This window comes from Klebsiella sp. WOUb02 (genome assembly GCF_050058015.1).
In the GTDB taxonomy this organism is placed as follows: Bacteria; Pseudomonadota; Gammaproteobacteria; order Enterobacterales; family Enterobacteriaceae; genus Klebsiella.
In genome coordinates, this window is the sequence record NZ_CP170110.1 from 1,657,071 (window position 1) to 1,677,017 (window position 19,947).

A 19,947-nucleotide genomic window follows, 5' to 3' on the forward strand; every position below is an offset into this window, starting at 1 on the left:
AATGTCTCGCTCAGAGGTGGGAAACGGGAAGAACCGCCCCAGGTTGCAGGTAATGTTCCCAGCGCAGAAGGCGCTCGGTTAGCAGCAGTTCGCGGTTGACGCCGACCACGCTCAGCAGACTGCTCGCGGCAGGCGCTGACGTCCCGGGCAATAGCCTGCAGGCGGCTGGCTGACAGCGTCTGCGCCAGCTGGTTTATCAGCGTCCAGGCATCGGGGTTGCTCAGCAGAGAGATCCCCTGCTGCCTTTTTTGCGCATCCAGCAGCAGCGATGCCAGCCAGTGCAGGCGAACGGCGGCCTGTTCATGATTGAGGATCGGCAGCAGCGTTAGCCAGTCACCGTCGGTTAATGCGTTTACCAGAGTCTGGATGAGCTGCTGCCGGGCGGCCCAGCGGCTCTCTGCGAGCAGATCCAGCGCCGCCGCTGGCGCATTAGCGCTCAGGCGTAGCGCGGCCAGCAGCGCGTTTTGCTCCAGCGTCACCTCGCGCTCCAGCCACGCCAGGCCATAGGACTCCGCCGGCGGAGCAAGATGATACAGGCGACAGCGGCTGCGCAGCGTGGCCAGCAGCCGCGCCGGCTCCTGACAGGCGAGGAAGAACCAGGTATTTTCCGGCGGCTCTTCCAGCGTTTTCAGCAGGGCATTCGCCGCCGCGTCGGTCAGCAGCGCCGCGTCGCTAATCCATACCACCTTGGCGCCGCCAAGGCGCGAGCGTTCGTAGAGCTTTTCATTGACGTCGCGAACGGCATCAATACCGAGGGCGCTTTTGCCCTTCTCCGGCACCAGCGTATAGTAGTCGGGGTGCGTACCGGCCTGCATCAGCTGGCAGCTATGGCAGTGACCGCAGCTTTTATGTCCTTCCGGCTGTCGGCACATCAGGTAGCGGCACAGCGCGTAAATCAGCGCATCGCCACCCATTCCCGGCAGCGCCTGCAGCAGTAACGCATGGTGACCCCGCCCGGCCTGATAACCGGTGACTAACTGCTCGAACGGCGGGCGTAACCACGGATACCATTTCATGCGTGCTGCTCCGCCACCCACTGGCTGATAACCGCGCGAATATCGCGCGCGACCGCTTCCAGCGGCTGGGTGGCATCGATGGTGCGGATCGTCGGGTCCTGCGCCGCCAGACTCAAGGTAGCGCGCGCGGGTGCGGTTGAAGAAGTCCAGCGACTCCTGCTCAATACGATCGAGCTCGCCGCGCGCGCGCGCGCGCTTGAGGCCCACCGCGGGCGTGACGTCGAGATAGAGCGTCAGGTTCGGGCGAAAATCGCCGAGCACCGCGTCGCGCAGCGTCGCCAGCATCGTCTGGTCAATACCGCGACCGCCGCCCTGGTAGGCCTGGGTTGAGAGGTCGTGGCGATCGCCAATCACCCACTGTCCACGGGCGAGGGCCGGCTTAATTACCGTTTCCACCAGTTGAACGCGGGCGGCATAAAACATCAGCACTTCGGCTTTATCATTAATCACTTCATCGCCGGTGGACTGGATATCGAGAACCAGGCTGCGCAGTTTCTCGGCAAGGATGGTGCCGCCCGGTTCGCGGGTAAACAGCAGATCGCTGACGCCGGATTGCTCCAGCGCCTCTACCACCAGGTTACGCGCGGTGGTTTTTCCTGCGCCCTCCAGGCCTTCGATAACGATGTAATTACTGCGCATTTTTTTCCTTAAGAACTTTTAAATAATCCTGAACCGAACGGTTGTGGCTGGACAGATTGGTATTAAACGTATGTCCGCCCTTGCCGTCAGCGACAAAATAGAGGTACGGCGTTTTCGCCGGATGCGCGGCGGCGGTCAGCGAGGCCTCTCCGGGCGCGGCGATCGGCCCCGGCGGCATACCGCTAATCACATAGGTATTATAGGCCGTCGGAGTTTCGAGATCCTTGCGCGTCAGCTTGCCATTATAGCCCTCACCCATGCCGTAAATCACCGTCGGGTCGGTTTGCAAACGCATGCCGATGCGCAGGCGGTTGATAAAGACCGACGCCACGCGATCGCGCTCTTCCGGCACCGCCGTCTCTTTTTCGATAATTGACGCCATGGTCAGCAGCTGGTTTTGATCCTGGTACGGCAGGTTATCCATCCGCCCTTCCCACGCTTTGTCCACCTCGGTGACCATCTTCTGATGCGCCCGCTTGAGGATCGCTACATCGCTGGTATTGGCGGTATACATCCAGGTATCCGGCCAGAACCAGCCTTCCACCCAATCCGGGTGCTCAAGGTCGAGCGTTTTCGCTACCGTTTCATAGCTGTCGTCGGCCAGCGTATGCTTCACGTACGGCGCGTCGCGCAGCTGGCGCAGATAGTCGCTCACCCGCATGCCTTCGACAAAACGCAGCGGGAACTGGGCCTCTTTGCCGCTGCCCAGCAGGCGGAGCATTTCGCGCACCGTCATTTGCGGCGTGAAGCGGTAGGTGCCGGCTTTGAAGTGCGACAGCTCCGGCTCAACGCGCAGCAGCCACTGGAAGACCCGAGGCCGGTTGATGACCTTATCGCCGTACAGACTGCTGGCCCAGCGCGATGCGCCCGGTGCCGGCTGCAAGGGTGAAGATGGTCTCTTCTTTGATAAGCAGCTTGGTGTCAGCGAGCTGGCGGACTTTCCACATCCCCACGCCTGCGGCAATGCCGAACACCACTAACAACAGCAGGATAAAACGTAACATTTTCTTCATGACTAACCAGGCAGCTCACACAGTGGGGCTAAAAAATGATAAAGCTCGCGCGAGGACCAACGGCTCTCGTCCCAGCGGCGAACCGGCACCAGCGGAATCAGGGCGTTGCAAATCAGCACTTCATCGGCATCGCGCAGCGCATCGGGACCCGCGGTGACTTCGACAACGCCAAACGGCGATTGTGCCAGCCGCGCGATACAATACTGGCGCATAATCCCGTTCACGCCCGCCTGGTCGAGACGCGGCGTAAAGACCTCCATTCCCTTGCGCCAGAACAGATTCGCGGCACAGCATTCCGTAAGCCACCCGTCGCTGTCAAGAACCAGCGCCTCGTCGGCGTCCGTCTGCTCAAGATGAGAGCGGATCAGCACCTGCTCCAGGCGGTTAAGGTGCTTAAGGCCGGCCAGCGACGGGTTGCGCCCCAGCCGTATTGGACTCAGGGTCAGGGCGATGCCCTCTTCGCGCCAGCGGGTGTAGTGCGCAGGCAGCGGGGATACGCTGAGAATGCGGGTCGGCGCCTGGCACAGCGTGCCGCTATAGCCGCGACCGCCGGAACCGCGCGTCAGAATAACCTTGAGGACGCCGCTCTTCTCGGTTTGCGCCAGGCGCAGCATCTCCTGTTCCAGCGTTTGCCAGTGGCTATAGGGGATCATCAGCTTTTCGCAGGCCTGCTGTAAACGCCGCAGGTGGGCAGGCAGCATCTGCACGCGACTATCCACAATCCGCGCGGTGGTAAAGCATCCGTCGCCAAACTGTATCGCCCGGTCGTTAGCGGCCAGGACGTCCTGTTCGCGGCCATTAATCAAGAACATAGTGGCTCCTTATCGGTGGCCCGCCAGTGTCGCAGGATGAATTACGCGGGACAAGCAGAGAAAGCTGAAGAAAAAAGAAGGCCCGCATAAATGCAGGCCTGAGTCATGGCTGGATGAGGCGATTAACGCGCTTAGACCTTTTTAAAGATCAGCGAACCGTTGGTGCCGCCAAAGCCGAAGGAGTTGCACAGAGTGTACTCCATGCCGGAGACCTGACGCGCTTCGTGCGGAACGAAGTCCAGGTCGCAACCCTCATCCGGATTATCCAGGTTGATGGTTGGCGGAACCACGCCATCGCGCAGCGCGAGGATTGAGTAGATAGACTCTACCGCCCCTGCGGCGCCCAGCAGGTGCCCGGTCATCGATTTGGTCGAGCTGACCATCACGCGGCGAGCCGCATCGCCAAAGACTGACTTAACGGCCTGAGTTTCCGCTTTATCGCCCGCTGGCGTCGAAGTACCGTGCGCGTTGACGTAGGCAATCTGGCCCGGCTCAATGCCCGCATCGCGAATGGCGTTAACCATTGCCAGCGCCGCACCCGCACCGTTCTCCGGAGGAGAGGTCATGTGGTAAGCATCGCTGCTCATACCAAAACCGACGATCTCCGCGTAGATTTTCGCGCCGCGTTTTTTAGCGTGCTCGTACTCTTCAAGCACCACCATACCCGCACCGTCGCCAAGCACGAAGCCGTCGCGATCTTTATCCCACGGACGACTTGCCGCCTGCGGATTGTCGTTGCGAGTAGAGAGCGCACGGGCTGCGCCAAAGCCGCCCACGCCGAGCGGGGTACTGGCTTTTTCCGCACCGCCGGCAACCATTGCGTCGGCATCGCCGTACGCAATAATACGCGCGGCCTGACCGATGTTATGCACCCCGGAAGTACAGGCGGTGGCAATGGAAATGCTCGGCCCACGCAGGCCAAACATGATGGTCAGATGCCCGGCCACCATGTTAACAATTGTAGACGGTACAAAGAACGGGCTGATTTTACGAGGTCCGCCGTTGGTCAGCGAGCTGTGGTTTTCCTCGATCAGGCCGAGGCCGCCGATGCCGGAGCCAATAGCTGCGCCGATGCGGTCCGCGTTCTCTTCCGTTATTTCAAGACCAGAATCCTGCATGGCCTGAACGCCAGCGACAATTCCATATTGAATGAAGGCATCCATCTTGCGCTGCTCTTTGCGCGAGATGATGTCATCACAGTTAAAATCCTTTACTAAGCCAGCAAATTTTGTTGCATAGGCGCTAGTATCGAAATGGTCGATCAGGCTGATGCCACTCTGACCGGCAAGGAGAGCTTTCCAGGTAGACTCTACGGTATTGCCGACAGGAGACAACATGCCCAGTCCGGTCACAACTACACGACGCTTAGACACGGTTGTCCTCCAGGGAGGGAAAATAAATTCTTGTGGGACAAACTAAAGATAAAACTCAGGCGGTCGAATGACCGCCTGGAGATGTTCACTTACGCCTGGTGACCGTTGATGTAATCAATGGCAGCCTGAACAGTGGTGATTTTCTCAGCTTCTTCGTCCGGAATCTCAGTATCAAACTCTTCTTCCAGAGCCATTACCAGCTCAACGGTGTCAAGAGAATCAGCGCCCAGATCTTCAACGAAGGAAGCATTGTTGGTAACTTCTTCCTGCTTAACGCCCAGCTGTTCGCCGATGATTTTCTTAACGCGTTCTTCGATAGTGCTCATACTCTTAAATTTCCTATCAAAACTCGCTTTCGCGATGGTTTTCGTAGTGTATAAAATGTTGAAAAATTTGCAACTAAATCCCGGCAGGTCGTACCACGATTTTACGCTATTTTGCGGCTGTTTGCCCTCATAACGCAAATCATTTTGCACAAAACCGTACCCGGAATCGCACAGACTGCGCGGTTCCTGAACGTTTTGCGCAAAACTCGGTCAGACCATGTACATTCCGCCGTTGACGTGCAGGGTTTCACCAGAGATGTAACCTGCTTCGTCAGAAGCTAAAAACGCAACCGCACTGGCGATTTCTTTTGCATCGCCGAGGCGACCCGCCGGAACTTGCGCCAGAATACCCGCACGCTGATCGTCAGATAGCGCACGCGTCATGTCCGTTTCAATAAAGCCCGGAGCAACAACGTTAACAGTAATACCGCGGGACGCGACTTCACGTGCCAGCGACTTACTAAAACCAATCAGACCCGCTTTCGCCGCAGCGTAGTTAGCCTGACCAGCATTTCCCATGGTACCGACCACAGAACCGATAGTAATAATGCGGCCGTGACGCTTTTTCATCATAGCGCGCATTACTGCTTTTGACAGACGGAAAACTGATGACAGGTTGGTTTCGATAATATCGTTCCACTCGTCATCTTTCATTCGCATTAACAGGTTATCACGAGTAATACCGGCATTATTAACCAGGATATCAACTTCACCAAACTCTGCGCGAATATTTCCCAGAACAGATTCGATAGATGCCGGGTCGGTCACATTCAGCAGCAGACCTTTACCGTTAGCCCCTAAATAGTCGCTGATCGCCTGCGCACCGCTCTCGCTGGTGGCAGTACCGATAACCTTCGCGCCGCGGGCAACGAGCGTTTCAGCGATTGCACGGCCGATCCCGCGACTTGCACCGGTAACCAGCGCGATTTTTCCTTCAAAACTCATGATATTCCTCTTTTATTGCTCAAGCGCCGCAGACAGCGCTGCAGGCTCGTTAAGCGCGGAAGCGGTCAGGGTGTCAACAATACGTTTAGTCAGGCCGGTGAGGACTTTACCCGGCCCCACTTCATACAGGTGTTCTACGCCCTGAGAGGCCATAAACTCAACGCTTTTGGTCCACTGAACCGGGCTGTACAGCTGGCGGATCAGGGCGTCGCGAATGGCGTCAGGCGCGGTTTCGCACTTCACATCAACGTTGTTCACCACCGGAATAGCCGGCGCGTTAAAGGCGATTTTTTGCAGCTCAGCCGCCAGCTTCTCTGCCGCCGGCTTCATCAGCGCGCAGTGGGACGGTACGCTGACAGGCAGCGGCAGCGCGCGCTTGGCGCCGGCGGCTTTACAGGCGACTCCGGCGCGTTCTACGGCCTCTTTGTTGCCAGCGATAACCACCTGCCCCGGGGAGTTGAAGTTAACCGGTGAAACCACCTGGCCTTCGGCAGACTCTTCGCAGGCTTTGGCAATGGACGCATCGTCGAGGCCAATGATGGCCGACATGGCGCCGGTACCTTCCGGCACCGCTTCCTGCATAAATTTGCCGCGCATTTCAACCAGACGCACGGCGTCGGCGAAGTCGAGAACCCCGGCACAAACCAGCGCCGAGTATTCGCCCAGGCTATGGCCTGCCAGCAGCGCCGGCGCTTTGCCGCCCTGCTGCTGCCACGCGCGGTACAGCGCCACGGAGGCGGTGAGCAGCGCGGGCTGGGTCTGCCAGGTTTTATTCAGCTCTTCTGCCGGGCCCTGCTGGGCAAGCGCCCACAGATCGTAACCCAGCGCCGCGGAGGCTTCGCGGAACGTCTCTTCAATAACGGGGTAAGCTGCTGCCATATCGGACAACATTCCTACCGCCTGCGAGCCCTGTCCCGGGAACACAAAAGCAAATTGCGTCATCTCTAAATCCTTATACTAAAAACGAACCAGCGCGGAACCCCAGGTGAAACCGCCACCAAAGGCTTCCAGCAGAATCAGCTGACCGCGCTGAATGCGGCCATCGCGCACCGCTTCGTCCAGCGCGCAGGGGACGGAGGCGGCGGAGGTATTGCCATGACGATCGAGCGTCACCACCACGTTCTCCATCGACATTCCGAGCTTTTTCGCCGTCGCGCTGATAATACGCAGGTTGGCCTGATGCGGCACCAGCCAATCCAGCGCGGAACGATCGAGGTTGTTCGCCGTCAGCGTTTCGTCAACGATATGCGCCAGCTCGGTTACCGCCACTTTAAAGACTTCATTACCCGCCATCGTCAGGTAGATCGGATTTTCCGGATCTACGCGATCGGCGTTCGGCAGCGTTAACAGCTCGCCGTAGCGGCCGTCGGCGTGCAGATGGGTTGAGATGATCCCCGGCTCGGCAGATGCACCCAGCACAACGGCGCCGGCGCCGTCGCCAAAAATAATGATCGTCCCGCGATCGGCAGGATCGCAGGTGCGCGCCAGAACGTCAGCGCCAATAACCAGCGCGTAGTCTACCGCGCCGTTTTTGACGTACTGATCGGCGATGCTCAGGGCATAGGTAAAGCCGGCACAGGCCGCGGCAACGTCAAACGCCGGGCAGCCGTTAATTCCCAGCATAGACTGAATCTGACAGGCCGAACTCGGAAACGCGTGGGTGCCGGAGGTGGTCGCAACGATAATCAGACCAATTTGCTCCGGCTTAACGCCCGCCATCTCCAGCGCATTTTTTGCAGCTTCAAAACCCAGCGTAGCGACGGTCTCATTCGGTGCGGCAATACGACGTTCACGGATACCCGTACGGGTGACAATCCACTCGTCAGACGTATCTACCATTTTTTCCAGGTCGGCGTTAGTACGCACTTGCTCGGGCAGATAGCTGCCGGTACCAATAATCTTCGTATACATGTACGCTCAGTCACTCTTGGGTAACATACCCGCCTTGTTCAAACCGCCGGGGCGTCAGTCCTGCTCGTTCGTCCCGCTTTGCTGTCGGGAGTTCCCGCTTTTGCCGCCCACCGGCAGTTCGAAACCTGCTGGGTATAAAGATTCCAGGCGAGCGGCGATCCGTTGAGGTATCTGCCGCTGCACCGCCTGCACTGCCTGCTCTATTGCAACGCTAAAGGCGCGCTGATTGGCAGCACCATGACTCTTAATCACGGAACCGCGCAATCCTAACAGACAGGCGCCATTATACTGGTCGGGGTTGAGGTGACTGAATCGCCTTGCGAGGCTTTTTTGTAACCAACGTTTCAATAACAGCAGCCACCACGACCGTTTTTTGCCCTCTCCCTGCGATTTCAGCAGCGAAAGGAACATTCTGACAACGCCTTCCATGGTTTTTAATGTGACGTTGCCCGTGAATCCATCACAAACCATGACGTCGGTTTTGCCCGTCAATAGTTCATTGGCTTCAAGATAGCCTATATAGTTGAGGGACGGCAGCTTTTTCAAAACCGCCGCGGCGTCGCGAATGCTGCTGAGGCCCTTCATCTCTTCTTCGCCAATATTCAGCAGCGCGACGCGGGGGTTTTTAATACCGACCACTTCTTCCGCCAGTACCGCCCCCATCACCGCAAACTGGACCAGCATTGTGCTGTCGCAGTCGACGTTGGCGCCAAGATCCAGCACCACCGTTTTTCCCTTCTGCTGGTGCGGCAGTATCGTCACCAGCGCCGGGCGCTCAATCCCCTCTATGGGCTTGAGCAATAATTTTGCCAGCCCCATCAGCGCGCCGGTATTGCCCGCGCTGACGCAGGCCTCTGCCCGCCCCTCTTTCACCAGCTCGAGCGCCATGCGCATTGAGCTGCCGCGGCTGCTGCGAATCGCCTGCGCGGGTCGCGCATCACTGGCAATAACTGACTGCGCAGGAATAACCTGCAGACGCGAACGTTGCTCGAAATCAGCTTTGGCAAGTAATGGCGTGATGGCGTCGGGGTCGCCGACTAAAAGAAGTGTGAGTTGCGAATTAGAGGTCAGTGCCTGCAGTGCTGCAGGCACCGTCACGGAAGGACCAAAATCGCCCCCCATGACATCTAACGCCAGGGTTAGACGTGTCAAGGTATCGTCGCTGCCCGGTTCGGTTATTCCCCAGTTACCTGGGGAAATCCTCACTAAGCTTCACCACGCTTATACTCGTTGTCCCTCATGCCGCAGAACCGCTAGCTGCGCGGGCTTTCTGCAACACGAAATTCACAGAGTATCGCGTGATTACTTAGTGATAACCTTGCGACCGCGGTAGAAACCGTCGGCAGTGATGTGGTGACGCAGGTGCTTCTCACCAGAGGTTTTGTCTACAGACAGGCTGGTGACTGCGGTCAGAGCGTCATGGGAACGACGCATGCCACGTTTGGAACGGGTTGGTTTATTCTGTTGTACGGCCATGGACCTTACTCCTCAATTACTTATGCTTTAAGCTGGCTAATACGGCAAATGGGTTTGGCTTCTGTGCCTCTTCAGGCAGTTCACCAAAGACCATGTCCGCGTCGGACACTTCACAGTGTTCAGAATCATGCACCGGAACTACCGGCAGGGAGAGAATAACTTCATCCTCAACCAACGCCTGCAGATCGATTTCACCGAATTCGTTAACCTCAATCGGCTCATACGCTTCCGGCAGTGCTTCGGCCTGTTCGTCATTTCTGACCGGGCTGAAACAATACGTTGTGTGGACATGATGGGGGAACGGTTTCCCGCAACGCTGACATTCGAGGGTTACTGACACCTTCGCATCGCCGGTTATAACGGCAAGACGCTGGTTATCAATAGCGAACGACATGCTGCATTCCACATCGCTGTCCACGCTGACTACAGAATCGGCCACACGCGCTACCTGATCGCGGACATAAATGCCCTGGTAATCAAGGCGTTTTTGAGCCGTGCGAACCGGATCAAGAGTCAGGGGTAATTTTACTTTTTGCATAGGGCGCGCATATTAACTTTGTAATGTCATAGAGTCAAAGAAAAAGGCAGCCTCAGGTTGCCTTTTGCCATTTATTCGCACACATTGCGGCCCATAGTTTAAAATGATGCTCTTCGAAGCGCTATATGTGGATGAAAAAATATGTCTGAGCTTATCCTGGCGTCGACCTCACCCTGGCGGCGGATGCTGCTGGAAAAGCTGGCGGTACCGTTTGAATGCGCGGCGCCTGAGGTCGATGAAACGCCGCATCCCGGAGAGTCCGCTCGCCAGCTGGTGGTGCGTCTGGCGCAGGCTAAGGCGCAAATTCTCGCCGCCCGCTACCCGCAGCATTTAATTATAGGCTCCGATCAGGTTTGCGTCCTTGATGGCGAAATAACCGGTAAACCGCATAGCGAAGAGAACGCCCGCCTGCAGTTAAGAAAAGCCAGCGGCACCATCGTGACCTTTTACACCGGGCTGGCGCTCTATAATTCGGCGAACGGCCATCTGCAAACCGAATGTGAGCCCTTTGACGTTCATTTTCGCCATTTAAGCGACCGGGAGATAGAGACCTACGTGCGCAAAGAGAACCCGCTGCAGTGCGCCGGGAGCTTTAAAAGCGAAGGGCTGGGGATCACGCTTTTCGAGCGCCTGGAAGGCCGGGATCCCAATACGCTGGTTGGCCTGCCGCTGATTGCGCTCTGTCAAATGCTGCGCAGAGAAGGCTATAACCCGCTGCTCGCCTGATGCGCGGACCGCATCCGGCGAATCACCGCCGCAGGCTCATCGGCCCGGGCGGTGAAGGCGGCGGATAGCGCATCCGCCGTCCCGCTACTTCCTGGCGCGTAGCACCTGCAGGCAGCCTTTGAGCTGGCTATCCAGCGGCGCCTCAACGCGCATCACCTCCCCCGTTCCCGGGTGGGTAAACTTCAGCGCCGCGGCGTGCAGGAACAGGCGATTGAGGCCGGTACCCGTGAGCTGCTTATCAAATTCCCGATCGCCGTAACGATCGTCAAACGCGATCGGGTGCCCGGCATACTGCGTATGCACGCGAATCTGATGGGTGCGACCGGTCACCGGACTGCAGCGCACCAGCGTAGCGTCGGTAAAGCGCTCTTCTACCTTAAAGCGGGTTTCCGACGGCTTGCCTTCCTGATTGACGCGCACGATACGCTCGCCGCTTTGCAGGATGTTTTTCAGCAGCGGCGCCTGGACCACTTTGGTATGCGACTGCCACTGGCCGCGCACCAGCGCCAGATAATCCTTCTGCATCCCCTTATCGCGCAGCTGCTCGTGCAGCGAACGCAGCGCGGAACGTTTCTTCGCCACCAGCAGCACGCCGGAGGTATCGCGGTCAAGGCGGTGCACCAGCTCGAGGAAGCGCGCTTCCGGCCGCAGCGCGCGCAGGCCTTCAATCACGCCAAAGCTCAGGCCGCTACCGCCGTGAACCGCGGTACCAGAAGGCTTGTTGAGCACCAGGATATGATCGTCTTCATACAGAATCACCTCCGTCAAAGCCGCTACTTTTTGCAGATGTGGGGAGACCGCCTCCTCCTCACGCTCGGCAACGCGTACCGGCGGAATACGGATCTCGTCGCCCGCTTCCAGCTTATACTCAGGCTTAACGCGCTTTTTGTTCACCCGCACCTCGCCTTTACGCAGGATGCGATAAATCATGCTCTTCGGTACGCCCTTAAGCTGCGTACGCAAAAAGTTATCGATACGTTGCCCCGCTTCATCGGCGGTAATAGCAACCATTTTTACGCTTGGGGTCTCAGTTTTCATGGTGCGCGATTCTAAATAGCCCGACGCATTAGCGCCACTCATTTTTATATGCTTATATTTATCATTATCCGGTTTTCATCGTATGCGTCATCGTCGTTTTGTTTGTTATTAGAACAATCTGTATACGCCGGTGATAAAACTGTGAGTAACCGGGTGATAAAAGGTAAAAGTCAACTTGCTATAACAAGCTTAGCAATGGAATAATGATGCCGTTTTCCGTGTTGAATCTTGTTAGAACAAGGGATTAGCGGAATGACCAATTTTGTCTGACCGATCATCAACGCAGCAATGGCGTAAGACGTATTGATCTTTCAGACAGTTAGCGGGCTGCGGGTTGCAGTCCTTACCGGTACAGGCTCTATGGATTTCACGTCGCAGGAAGGCGTCGACTCCGGGTATCCCCGGGTGCTCATTATAATCACATGATTGTGATGAGCAGGTTAAGCCAACACGCCTGCAACGTGAAAGACGATAGAATATACGCAAAATTATTCGAGATGTGTCATGGCAGCAAGAGAGTGAATCCCCGGAAGCCGGCATCGCCAGGTAACAGGGATGAGCGAGCGCAGCCAGTGCAGAAGCAGACTCGATGCATGAAGTGTATAAATGGAATCTTCTCTGGTGATACATCCCAGGCAATTCCCCTGACAATTGCGCTGTGTTTCCGTTTGAAATGCAGGCGACCGACACTCTGCGCCTCTTAAGCGCGCGACAACCGTGAGGTTGGCGACGTGAAACAGACACGAGGCCATCGGTTTCCCCCGGCAAGGCGTTACTCTGCCCGCAGCTTAGTCGTCAATGTAAGAATAATGAGTAAGTTACGATGAAAAGAATGTTAATCAACGCAACTCAGCAGGAAGAGTTGCGCGTCGCCCTTGTTGATGGGCAGCGCCTGTACGACCTGGATATCGAAAGCCCCGGGCACGAACAGAAAAAAGCGAACATCTACAAAGGCAAAATCACCCGCATTGAACCTAGCCTGGAGGCCGCATTTGTTGATTACGGCGCCGAGCGTCATGGTTTCCTCCCTCTTAAAGAAATTGCCCGCGAATACTTCCCTGCCAGCTACAACGCTCATGGCCGTCCGAACATTAAGGACGTGCTGCGTGAAGGCCAGGAAGTTATTGTTCAGATTGATAAAGAAGAACGTGGCAACAAAGGCGCCGCGCTCACAACCTTTATTAGCCTGGCAGGCAGCTACCTGGTACTGATGCCGAACAACCCGCGCGCTGGCGGTATTTCCCGCCGCATCGAGGGTGACGATCGCACGGAGCTGAAAGAAGCGCTGGCCAGCCTCGAGCTGCCGGACGGTATGGGGCTGATTGTGCGCACCGCGGGCGTCGGCAAATCTGCCGAAGCGCTGCAGTGGGACCTGAGCTTCCGCCTGAAGCACTGGGAAGCTATCCAGAAAGCCGCAGAAAGCCGCCCGGCGCCGTTCCTGATCCACCAGGAAAGCAACGTCATCGTGCGCGCGTTCCGCGACTACCTGCGTCAGGATATCGGTGAAATTCTTATCGATAACCCGAAAGTGCTTGAGCTGGCTCGTCAGCACATTGCCGCGCTGGGTCGTCCGGACTTCAGCAGCAAAATTAAGCTCTACACCGGTGAAATCCCGCTGTTCAGCCACTACCAAATCGAATCGCAGATCGAATCCGCTTTCCAGCGCGAAGTGCGCCTGCCGTCCGGCGGCTCTATCGTTATCGATAGCACCGAGGCGTTGACCGCAATCGATATCAACTCCGCGCGCGCAACCCGCGGCGGCGACATCGAAGAAACCGCCTTCAATACCAACCTGGAAGCGGCCGACGAGATTGCCCGTCAGCCTGCGCCTGCGTGACCTCGGCGGTCTGATCGTTATCGACTTTATCGATATGACCCCGGTACGCCACCAGCGTGCGGTAGAAAACCGCCTGCGCGAAGCCGTCCGTCAGGATCGCGCGCGCATCCAGATCAGCCATATTTCTCGCTTTGGCCTGCTCGAAATGTCGCGTCAGCGCCTGAGCCCATCGCTCGGAGAATCCAGCCATCACGTTTGTCCGCGCTGCAGCGGTACCGGCACCGTGCGCGATAACGAATCCCTGTCGCTCTCCATTCTGCGCCTGATTGAAGAAGAAGCGCTGAAAGAGAACACCAAAGAAGTTCACGCGATCGTTCCGGTGCCAATCGCCTCCTATCTGCTGAACGAGAAGCGCGCGGCGGTAAGTGCAATCGAGACCCGTCAGAGCGACGTGCGCGTCATCATCGTGCCAAACGATCAGATGGAAACCCCGCACTACTCCGTGCTGCGCGTGCGCAAAGGCGAAGAGACCTCGACCCTGAGCTATCTGCTGCCGAAGCTGCATGAAGAAGAGATGGCTCTGCCGACCGATGAAGAACCGGCGGAACGTAAACGTCAGGAACAGCCGGCCCTGGCGACCTTCGTGATGCCGGATGCTCCGCCGGCGCCGGCGCATGAAGTGCCTGCGGCCGTCGCCGCAGCCGCCAGCGCACCGACCGCGGTAGTTGCCTCTGCTCCGGCCCAGCCAGGCCTGCTCTCTCGCTTCTTTGGCGCGTTGAAAAACATCTTCTCTGGTGCGGAAGAAGCCAAACCGGCTGAAGTCCAGGAAGAGAAGAAAGCCGAAGAGAAGCCGGAACGTCCGCAGGAGCGCCGTAAACCGCGCGCGAATAACCGCCGCGATCGCAACGATCGTCGTGACAATCGCGAAGGCCGTGATAGTCGCGATAACCGCGAAAATCGTGACAACCGCGAAAATCGTGACAACCGCGCAGAACGCGATAACCGTGCCGACCGCGACAACCGCGTCGAAAATGGCGAAGGCCGTGAATCTCGTGAATCTCGCGAAGAGAACCGCCGTAACCGTCGTGAGAAACAGCAGCAGAACGCTGAGCAGCGCGAACCGCGCCAGGCGACCGGCGACGAAGCGGAGAAAGCGAAGTCCCGCGACGAGCAGCAGCCGCGCCGTGAGCGTAACCGTCGTCGTAATAATGACGATAAGCGTCAGGCGCCGCTGGAAGCCGTTAAGGCGCAGGATGAGCCGGTTGCTCTGCAGGAAACCGAGCAGGAAGAGCGCGTTCAGAACATGCCGCGTCGTAAACCTCGCCAGCTGGCCCAGAAGGTTCGCATCGAGTCCGGGGTAGCGGAAGTCGCCGTACAGGCCGCTGAAGCCGTGGTTGAGAAAGCGAAGCCTGAACCGCGTACTGAACTGGCGAAGGTTGACCTGCCGGCGGTGGTTGAGGCCCCGGTCGAGCAAGAAGAGAACAGCGAATCTCGCGATGCTAACGGGATGCCGCGTCGCTCCCGTCGCTCTCCGCGCCATCTGCGCGTAAGCGGCCAGCGTCGTCGTCGTTACCGCGACGAGCGTTATCCGACCCAATCGCCGATGCCGCTGGCCATAGCCTGCGCATCGCCGGAAATGGCTTCGGGTAAAGTGTGGATCCGTTACCCGGTAGTCCGTCCGCAGGAACAGCAGCAGGAAGAGCAACAGGTTCAGGCTTTCGTTGCCGAAGCCGCAGCGCCGGTTGCCGTCGCTGAGCCGGTAATTGCTGAGCAGACCGTTAGCGAACCGGCCGTTGCTGAAGCCAGCGCTCCGGTAGTGGCTGAAGTCGCCGCCAGCGAAGCTGAAGCGTCACAACCGGCTCCGCAGGCCGCTGCCAGCGAACCGCAGGCGGCCCCTGAGGAAGTCGTAGCTGAAACCGTAGCTGAACCCGAAACCGTAGCCGAGCCGGCTATCGCCGCTGAATCTGCAGCCGCAGACGAAGCCGCCGAGGTTGAGCAGGCTGCCGCCGAGCCTGAAGCCGCCGTCGTTGACGAAGCACCGGCAATCCAGACAGCCGCACCGGCTGAAGTGGAAGAAACCGTAGCAGCGCAGGGCGTTGACGAAGCGCCGACTGCAGCAGCGGTGGTTGAAGCGGAAGAAGCGGCAGCGCCGCAGGTTGTTGACGAAACGCCGGCAGCAGCAGCGCCGGCCCCTGTTGCCGCGGTGGCGCCAGACTCCCGTCGCCGCAGCGGTTATCGTTTCTGAGCGTCACGCGACCGCGCCGATGACCCGCGCCCCGGCTCCGGCTTACGAACCGGAAGCGCCGCGTCGCAGCGACTGGGTTCGTCCGTCGTTCGCGTTCGATGGCAAAGGTTCTGCCGGCGGCCATAGCGCAACGCATCAGGCGACTGCGGAACCTACCCGCCCACAGCCCGTCGAGTAAGCGTTAAGCCTAAAAAACCGGCCTCTCTGGCCGGTTTTTTTATTCCCTTTCCGGATGCTGCATGCCGGCAACCTGCGGCATGACCTCGCGCATCAGATCGAGAAACTTGCGTAAACGGGTCGGATAGTACCGCGCCCACGGATAGACCAGATGGACCGGCAGGGACGAGGCTCGCCACTGCGGGAAAAGCTCAACCAGCCGCCCGGCGGCGATATCCTCCCCCACAGCCCAGCTTGAAACGATAGCTACTCCCAATCCCGCCAGCGCGGTATTGCGCGCCACGTATACGCTGTCGGTGCTCAGGCACGGCACGATGCCGAAAACCTGCTGCTGATTACACTCCTGATGGAGTAACTTCACCTCATGCTGATAAAAGGTGCTGATCGCCACCCACGGCAGCTGCGACATCTCCTGCGGCGTTTCTAATGTCGGGTAGCGCGCCAGCAGCGAGGGAGCGGCAACCACGCTGCGCGGTACCTCAGCCAGCAGCACCGATACCGTCTCCGGGTCCACTTCGGCCCCCACGCGAATCGCACAATCGATATTATCGCTGAGAAAATCGACGTTTTTATCATTCAGCATCCACTCGACGGACAGCTGCGGATAGCGCTGCAGGAAGCTGACCAGCGGCCCCAGCAGTTGCTGCTGACCAAAAGCGTGCGGCGCGCGTACCCGCAGCACGCCGACGGGCCGGTCATCGGCAATGCGCAGATCGTCCTCCAGCGCCAGCCACGCATCGACCACCCGACGCGCATGCTGATAGCAGCGCTCGCCGTCGTCGGTCAGCTTCATCGCGTGGGTGGTGCGCAGAATCAGCTTACTGCCCAGCAGACCCTCCAGCGACTGCAGCCGCCGGCTTACCGTCGCCTGGGTCGTAGTCAGTCTGAAGCGCGGCGGCAGAAAGCGACCCGGCTTCGACGATTCGAATAAAGGTACGCATCAGTTCAATCCTGTCTATACGTTCCTGACGCTTCATATTTACTATGCCTATACGTTTTACGTATAACCGTTTTACCACCACGCTATCTACCGCGCCAGCCTGATTCAGGGAAAAATAGCGCCATCGCATCTACGAGGGCTTTACCATGGCACCGACAACACTATCCTCCCGCGAAGCCGGCTGGATTATCTTCATACTCGCGCTGGGCGCCGGCTTTAGCGTCGCCTCGATTTACTACGCCCAGCCGCTGCTGCCATTAATGGGTGCCAACCTGCATCTCAGCGTCGAAGGCATGGGGCTGGTTCCTACCCTGACTCAGGCGGGCTATGCGCTAGGCATTCTGTTTCTTCTGCCGCTGGGCGATCGTCATGACCGCCGTACGCTGATTTTACTGAAAAGCGCGGCGCTGGCCGTGCTCCTGCTGCTGTGTAGCCTGACGGGGCAGATCACTTCCCTGCTGATCGTCAGCCTGCTGATCGGCATGGCGGCGACGATGGCGCAGGATATCGTTCCGGCGGCCGCCATCCTCGCCCCGGCGGGGAAACAGGGGAAAATGGTGGGCACGGTCATGACCGGCCTGTTGCTGGGTATTCTGCTCTCAAGAACGGTGAGCGGCGTGGTCGGCGCGCTGTTTGGCTGGCGGGTCATGTACCAGGCCGCGGCGGTGAGTATCGCGCTGATTGGCCTGCTGATATGGCGCGTGGTGCCGCGGTTTGAAATTCACTCCGCGCTGAGCTATCCGCAGCTGATGAAGTCGATGGCGCATCTCTGGCAGCGTTATCCCGCTCTGCGCCGCGCCGCGCTGGCGCAGGGTTTCCTCTCCATCGCCTTCAGCGCCTTCTGGTCAACGCTGGCGGTGATGCTGTTCGAACGCTATCAGCTGGGCAGCGCGGTTGCCGGCAGCTTCGGCATCGCCGGGGCCGCGGGAGCGCTCGCCGCGCCGCTGGCCGGAGGACTGGCGGATAAATACGGCGCCGGGAAAGTCACCCAGTTGGGCGCCGCGCTGGTTACCCTCTCTTTTGCCCTGATGCTCCTGATGCCGGCGCTGCCGCCCCACGGCCAGCTGGTGCTGATCGCTATCGCGGCTATCGGCTTCGACCTTGGGCTGCAGTCAAGCCTCGTGGCGCACCAGAATCTGGTCTACGGCCTGGAACCGCAGGCCCGCGGCAGGCTCAACGCCCTGCTGTTCACCGGGGTCTTTATTGGCATGTCGCTCGGTTCCGTGCTCGGCAGCAAACTGTACGTGATAGCCGGCTGGAGCGGCGTAGTGATCCTCGCCGTGGCCGCGGGCGCAATCGCCCTTGCGATTCGCCTGCTGGAAAACGCGCGGATCGCGGCGCTGCAGCGCGCAGGAGAATAAAAAAACCCGCTCCGCGCTGCGGAACGGGTCTTTTTCTTACCCGGCGTTTAGCTTCAGGCCGTACGTCGGGCAAACTCTTTCACCCGGAAGCCCAGCAGCAGCAGGCTGGCAAAGTAGGCTACCACGCCCACCCCCACCACCGCCATCAGGCGCAGCAGACGGAACGGCATGGTCCCCTGGGACCACTCCGGCATGATAGACATCATCCCGAGCAGCGCCGCAGACATCACCAGCACCGCGATCACCAGACGTAGCAGGAAGGTAAACCAGCCCGGCTGCGGGGTGAATATTTTTTGCTTACGCAGTCTGCCAGTAAAGCAGCGCGGCGTTGAGGCAGGCGGCAAGCCCGATAGAGAGCGACAGACCGGCATGCTTCAGCGGGCCGATAAAAATCAGGTTCATCACCTGGGTCATAATCAGGGTGACGATAGCGATTTTAACCGGCGTTTTAATATCCTGGCGCGAGTAGAACCCCGGCGCCAGAACCTTAACGACAATCAGCCCCATCAGCCCGACCGAATAGGCCACCAGCGCGCGCTGGGTCATGGCCGCATCGAAGGCGTTAAACTTGCCGTACTGGAACAGGGCGACCGTCAGCGGCTTCGCGAGGATCCCCAGCGCCACCGCGCTCGGCAAGGCCAGCAGGAAGCAGAGACGCAGCCCCCAGTCCATCAGCCGGCAGTACTCGTCATGATTGCCGCTGGCGAAGCTTTTCGACAGCGACGGCAGCAGAATGGTCCCCAGCGCCACGCCCAGCACGCCGGAGGGAAACTCCATCAGACGATCGGCGTAGTACATCCAGGATACCGACCCGGAAACGAGGAAAGAGGCGAATATCGTATTGATAATCAGCGAAATCTGGCTAACGGATACGCCGAGGATCGCCGGCCCCATCTGTTTTACTACCCGCACCGCCCCGGCGTCTTTCAGATTGATACGCGGCAGCACCAGCATGCCGATTTTTTTCAGATGCGGCAGCTGATAGGCCAGTCTGCAGCACGCCGCCGACGGTAACCGCCCACGCCATGGCCAGCATCGGCGGGTGGAAATACGGCGCCGCAAATAGCGCAACGCCAATCATGCTGACGTTAAGAAAGGTGGGCGCAAAGGCGGGAACGGAAAAACGGTTCCAGGTATTGAGGATCGCGCCGACTAATGAGGCCAGCGAGATAAGCAAAATATAGGGGAAAGTGATGCGCAGCAGCTGCGTCGTCAGCGCAAACTTATCCGGGGAGTCGGCAAACCCCGGCGCGGTCACGGTGATGACCCAGGGCGCGGCCAGCATGCCGAGCACGGTCACTACCGCCAGAACCAGCGTCAGGAGACCCGAAACATAGGCCACGAATACGCGAGTGGCATCTTCGCCCTGCTTGCTTTTATATTCAGCCAGTATCGGCACAAACGCCTGAGAAAACGCGCCTTCGGCAAAAATGCGGCGCAGCAGATTGGGTAATTTGAACGCCACAAAAAAGGCGTCCGTCGCCATGCCTGCGCCAAAAATACGCGCGACGATAGCATCTCGCGCAAAGCCCAGCACGCGCGAAAACATGGTCATCGAACTGACTGCCGCCAGTGATTTTAAAAGGTTCATTAAGGTGTTTTCCACAACCCTGAAGTAAAACGCCCGCAATGGC

Annotated in this window: 12 protein-coding genes and 6 pseudogenes; 3 read left to right on the forward strand and 15 right to left on the reverse strand. The window is 58.6% G+C overall.

The annotated features are described in order from the left end of the window. Nucleotides 1-10: 10 nt before the first annotated feature. From holB to yceD, 12 genes and pseudogenes are all read right to left on the reverse strand, one after another. A pseudogene (gene holB / locus ABOC21_RS14885) lies at nt 11-1,016 on the reverse strand (DNA polymerase III subunit delta'). After that, a pseudogene (tmk, locus tag ABOC21_RS14890) lies at nt 1,013-1,655 on the reverse strand (dTMP kinase). Before tmk ends, holB begins: the two co-directional pseudogenes overlap by 4 nt. Then, nucleotides 1,645-2,668: pseudogene (gene yceG / locus ABOC21_RS14895) on the reverse strand (cell division protein YceG). The pseudogenes tmk and yceG overlap by 11 nt, the downstream one beginning before the upstream one ends. A 2-nt stretch (nt 2,669-2,670) precedes the next feature. Then, nucleotides 2,671-3,480 carry an aminodeoxychorismate lyase gene (gene pabC / locus ABOC21_RS14900; RefSeq protein WP_426815105.1) on the reverse strand — a complete coding sequence of 270 codons (810 nt, stop codon included), beginning with the start codon at nt 3,478-3,480 and terminating at the stop codon, nt 2,671-2,673. Between the two features lie 131 nt (nt 3,481-3,611). After that, nucleotides 3,612-4,853 carry a beta-ketoacyl-ACP synthase II gene (fabF, locus tag ABOC21_RS14905; RefSeq protein ID WP_426815106.1) on the reverse strand — a complete coding sequence of 414 codons (1,242 nt, stop codon included), beginning with the start codon at nt 4,851-4,853 and terminating at the stop codon, nt 3,612-3,614. An 89-nt stretch (nt 4,854-4,942) separates the two neighbouring features. Further along, nucleotides 4,943-5,179 (reverse strand): acyl carrier protein, encoded by a 237-nt coding sequence (gene acpP, locus ABOC21_RS14910; protein WP_000103754.1) that lies wholly within the window; start codon nt 5,177-5,179, stop codon nt 4,943-4,945. A 210-nt stretch (nt 5,180-5,389) separates the two neighbouring features. After that, a complete protein-coding gene (gene fabG, locus ABOC21_RS14915) occupies nt 5,390-6,124 on the reverse strand; it encodes a 3-oxoacyl-ACP reductase FabG (protein ID WP_041144966.1) in 735 nt (244 codons plus the stop codon). A 12-nt stretch (nt 6,125-6,136) separates the two neighbouring features. Next, nucleotides 6,137-7,066, reverse strand: a complete 930-nt coding sequence (gene fabD / locus ABOC21_RS14920) for an ACP S-malonyltransferase (RefSeq protein WP_426815107.1) — start codon at nt 7,064-7,066, stop codon at nt 6,137-6,139. A 15-nt stretch (nt 7,067-7,081) separates the two neighbouring features. Next, nucleotides 7,082-8,035, reverse strand: coding sequence for a beta-ketoacyl-ACP synthase III (locus ABOC21_RS14925; RefSeq protein WP_426815108.1), 954 nt, complete (start codon nt 8,033-8,035; stop codon nt 7,082-7,084). Nucleotides 8,036-8,089: 54 nt separating this feature from the next. Beyond that, on the reverse strand, nt 8,090-9,187 hold the full coding sequence (gene plsX, locus ABOC21_RS14930) for a phosphate acyltransferase PlsX (protein WP_426815109.1): 1,098 nt from the start codon (nt 9,185-9,187) through the stop codon (nt 8,090-8,092). 150 nt (nt 9,188-9,337) lie between these two features. Further along, nucleotides 9,338-9,511 carry a 50S ribosomal protein L32 gene (gene rpmF, locus ABOC21_RS14935; protein WP_003857964.1) on the reverse strand — a complete coding sequence of 58 codons (174 nt, stop codon included), beginning with the start codon at nt 9,509-9,511 and terminating at the stop codon, nt 9,338-9,340. Between the two features lie 16 nt (nt 9,512-9,527). Continuing rightward, the gene (yceD, locus tag ABOC21_RS14940) at nt 9,528-10,049 is read right to left on the reverse strand and encodes a 23S rRNA accumulation protein YceD (protein ID WP_426815110.1); all 522 of its coding nucleotides are present in this window, start codon (nt 10,047-10,049) and stop codon (nt 9,528-9,530) included. A 141-nt stretch (nt 10,050-10,190) separates the two neighbouring features. Between yceD and ABOC21_RS14945 the strand changes: the two genes are divergently transcribed. Continuing rightward, complete coding sequence (locus ABOC21_RS14945; RefSeq protein WP_426815111.1) at nt 10,191-10,775, forward strand: Maf family protein; 585 nt, start codon at nt 10,191-10,193, stop codon at nt 10,773-10,775. Nucleotides 10,776-10,859: 84 nt separating this feature from the next. On the opposite strand, the gene rluC is transcribed toward ABOC21_RS14945, so the two are convergent. Next, on the reverse strand, nt 10,860-11,813 hold the full coding sequence (rluC, locus tag ABOC21_RS14950; RefSeq protein ID WP_426815502.1) for a 23S rRNA pseudouridine(955/2504/2580) synthase RluC: 954 nt from the start codon (nt 11,811-11,813) through the stop codon (nt 10,860-10,862). A gap of 823 nt (nt 11,814-12,636) precedes the next feature. On the opposite strand from rluC, the pseudogene rne reads away from it, so the two are divergent. Beyond that, a pseudogene (rne, locus tag ABOC21_RS14955) lies at nt 12,637-16,013 on the forward strand (ribonuclease E). 39 nt (nt 16,014-16,052) lie between these two features. On the opposite strand, the pseudogene ABOC21_RS14960 reads toward rne, so the two are convergent. Continuing rightward, nucleotides 16,053-17,082 (reverse strand): annotated as a pseudogene (locus tag ABOC21_RS14960) (LysR family transcriptional regulator). A 16-nt stretch (nt 17,083-17,098) separates the two neighbouring features. On the opposite strand from ABOC21_RS14960, the gene ABOC21_RS14965 reads away from it, so the two are divergent. Further along, the gene (locus ABOC21_RS14965) at nt 17,099-18,313 is read left to right on the forward strand and encodes an MFS transporter (RefSeq protein ID WP_426815112.1); all 1,215 of its coding nucleotides are present in this window, start codon (nt 17,099-17,101) and stop codon (nt 18,311-18,313) included. Nucleotides 18,314-18,366: 53 nt separating this feature from the next. On the opposite strand, the pseudogene murJ reads toward ABOC21_RS14965, so the two are convergent. After that, a pseudogene (gene murJ / locus ABOC21_RS14970) lies at nt 18,367-19,904 on the reverse strand (murein biosynthesis integral membrane protein MurJ). Nucleotides 19,905-19,947 lie beyond the last annotated feature (43 nt).

Excerpts from the sequence above, each read along its gene's own strand:
- rpmF (WP_003857964.1), bottom strand. The coding sequence starts at position 9,511 with ATGGCCGTACAACAGAATAAACCAACCCGTTCCAAACGTGGCATGCGT.
- yceD (WP_426815110.1), bottom strand. The coding sequence starts at position 10,049 with ATGCAAAAAGTAAAATTACCCCTGACTCTTGATCCGGTTCGCACGGCT.
- fabD (WP_426815107.1), bottom strand. The coding sequence starts at position 7,066 with ATGACGCAATTTGCTTTTGTGTTCCCGGGACAGGGCTCGCAGGCGGTA.
- rluC (WP_426815502.1), bottom strand. The coding sequence starts at position 11,813 with ATGAAAACTGAGACCCCAAGCGTAAAAATGGTTGCTATTACCGCCGAT.
- acpP (WP_000103754.1), bottom strand. The coding sequence starts at position 5,179 with ATGAGCACTATCGAAGAACGCGTTAAGAAAATCATCGGCGAACAGCTG.
- ABOC21_RS14965 (WP_426815112.1), top strand. The coding sequence starts at position 17,099 with ATGGCACCGACAACACTATCCTCCCGCGAAGCCGGCTGGATTATCTTC.
- fabG (WP_041144966.1), bottom strand. The coding sequence starts at position 6,124 with ATGAGTTTTGAAGGAAAAATCGCGCTGGTTACCGGTGCAAGTCGCGGG.
- ABOC21_RS14925 (WP_426815108.1), bottom strand. The coding sequence starts at position 8,035 with ATGTATACGAAGATTATTGGTACCGGCAGCTATCTGCCCGAGCAAGTG.
- ABOC21_RS14945 (WP_426815111.1), top strand. The coding sequence starts at position 10,191 with ATGTCTGAGCTTATCCTGGCGTCGACCTCACCCTGGCGGCGGATGCTG.
- pabC (WP_426815105.1), bottom strand. The coding sequence starts at position 3,480 with ATGTTCTTGATTAATGGCCGCGAACAGGACGTCCTGGCCGCTAACGAC.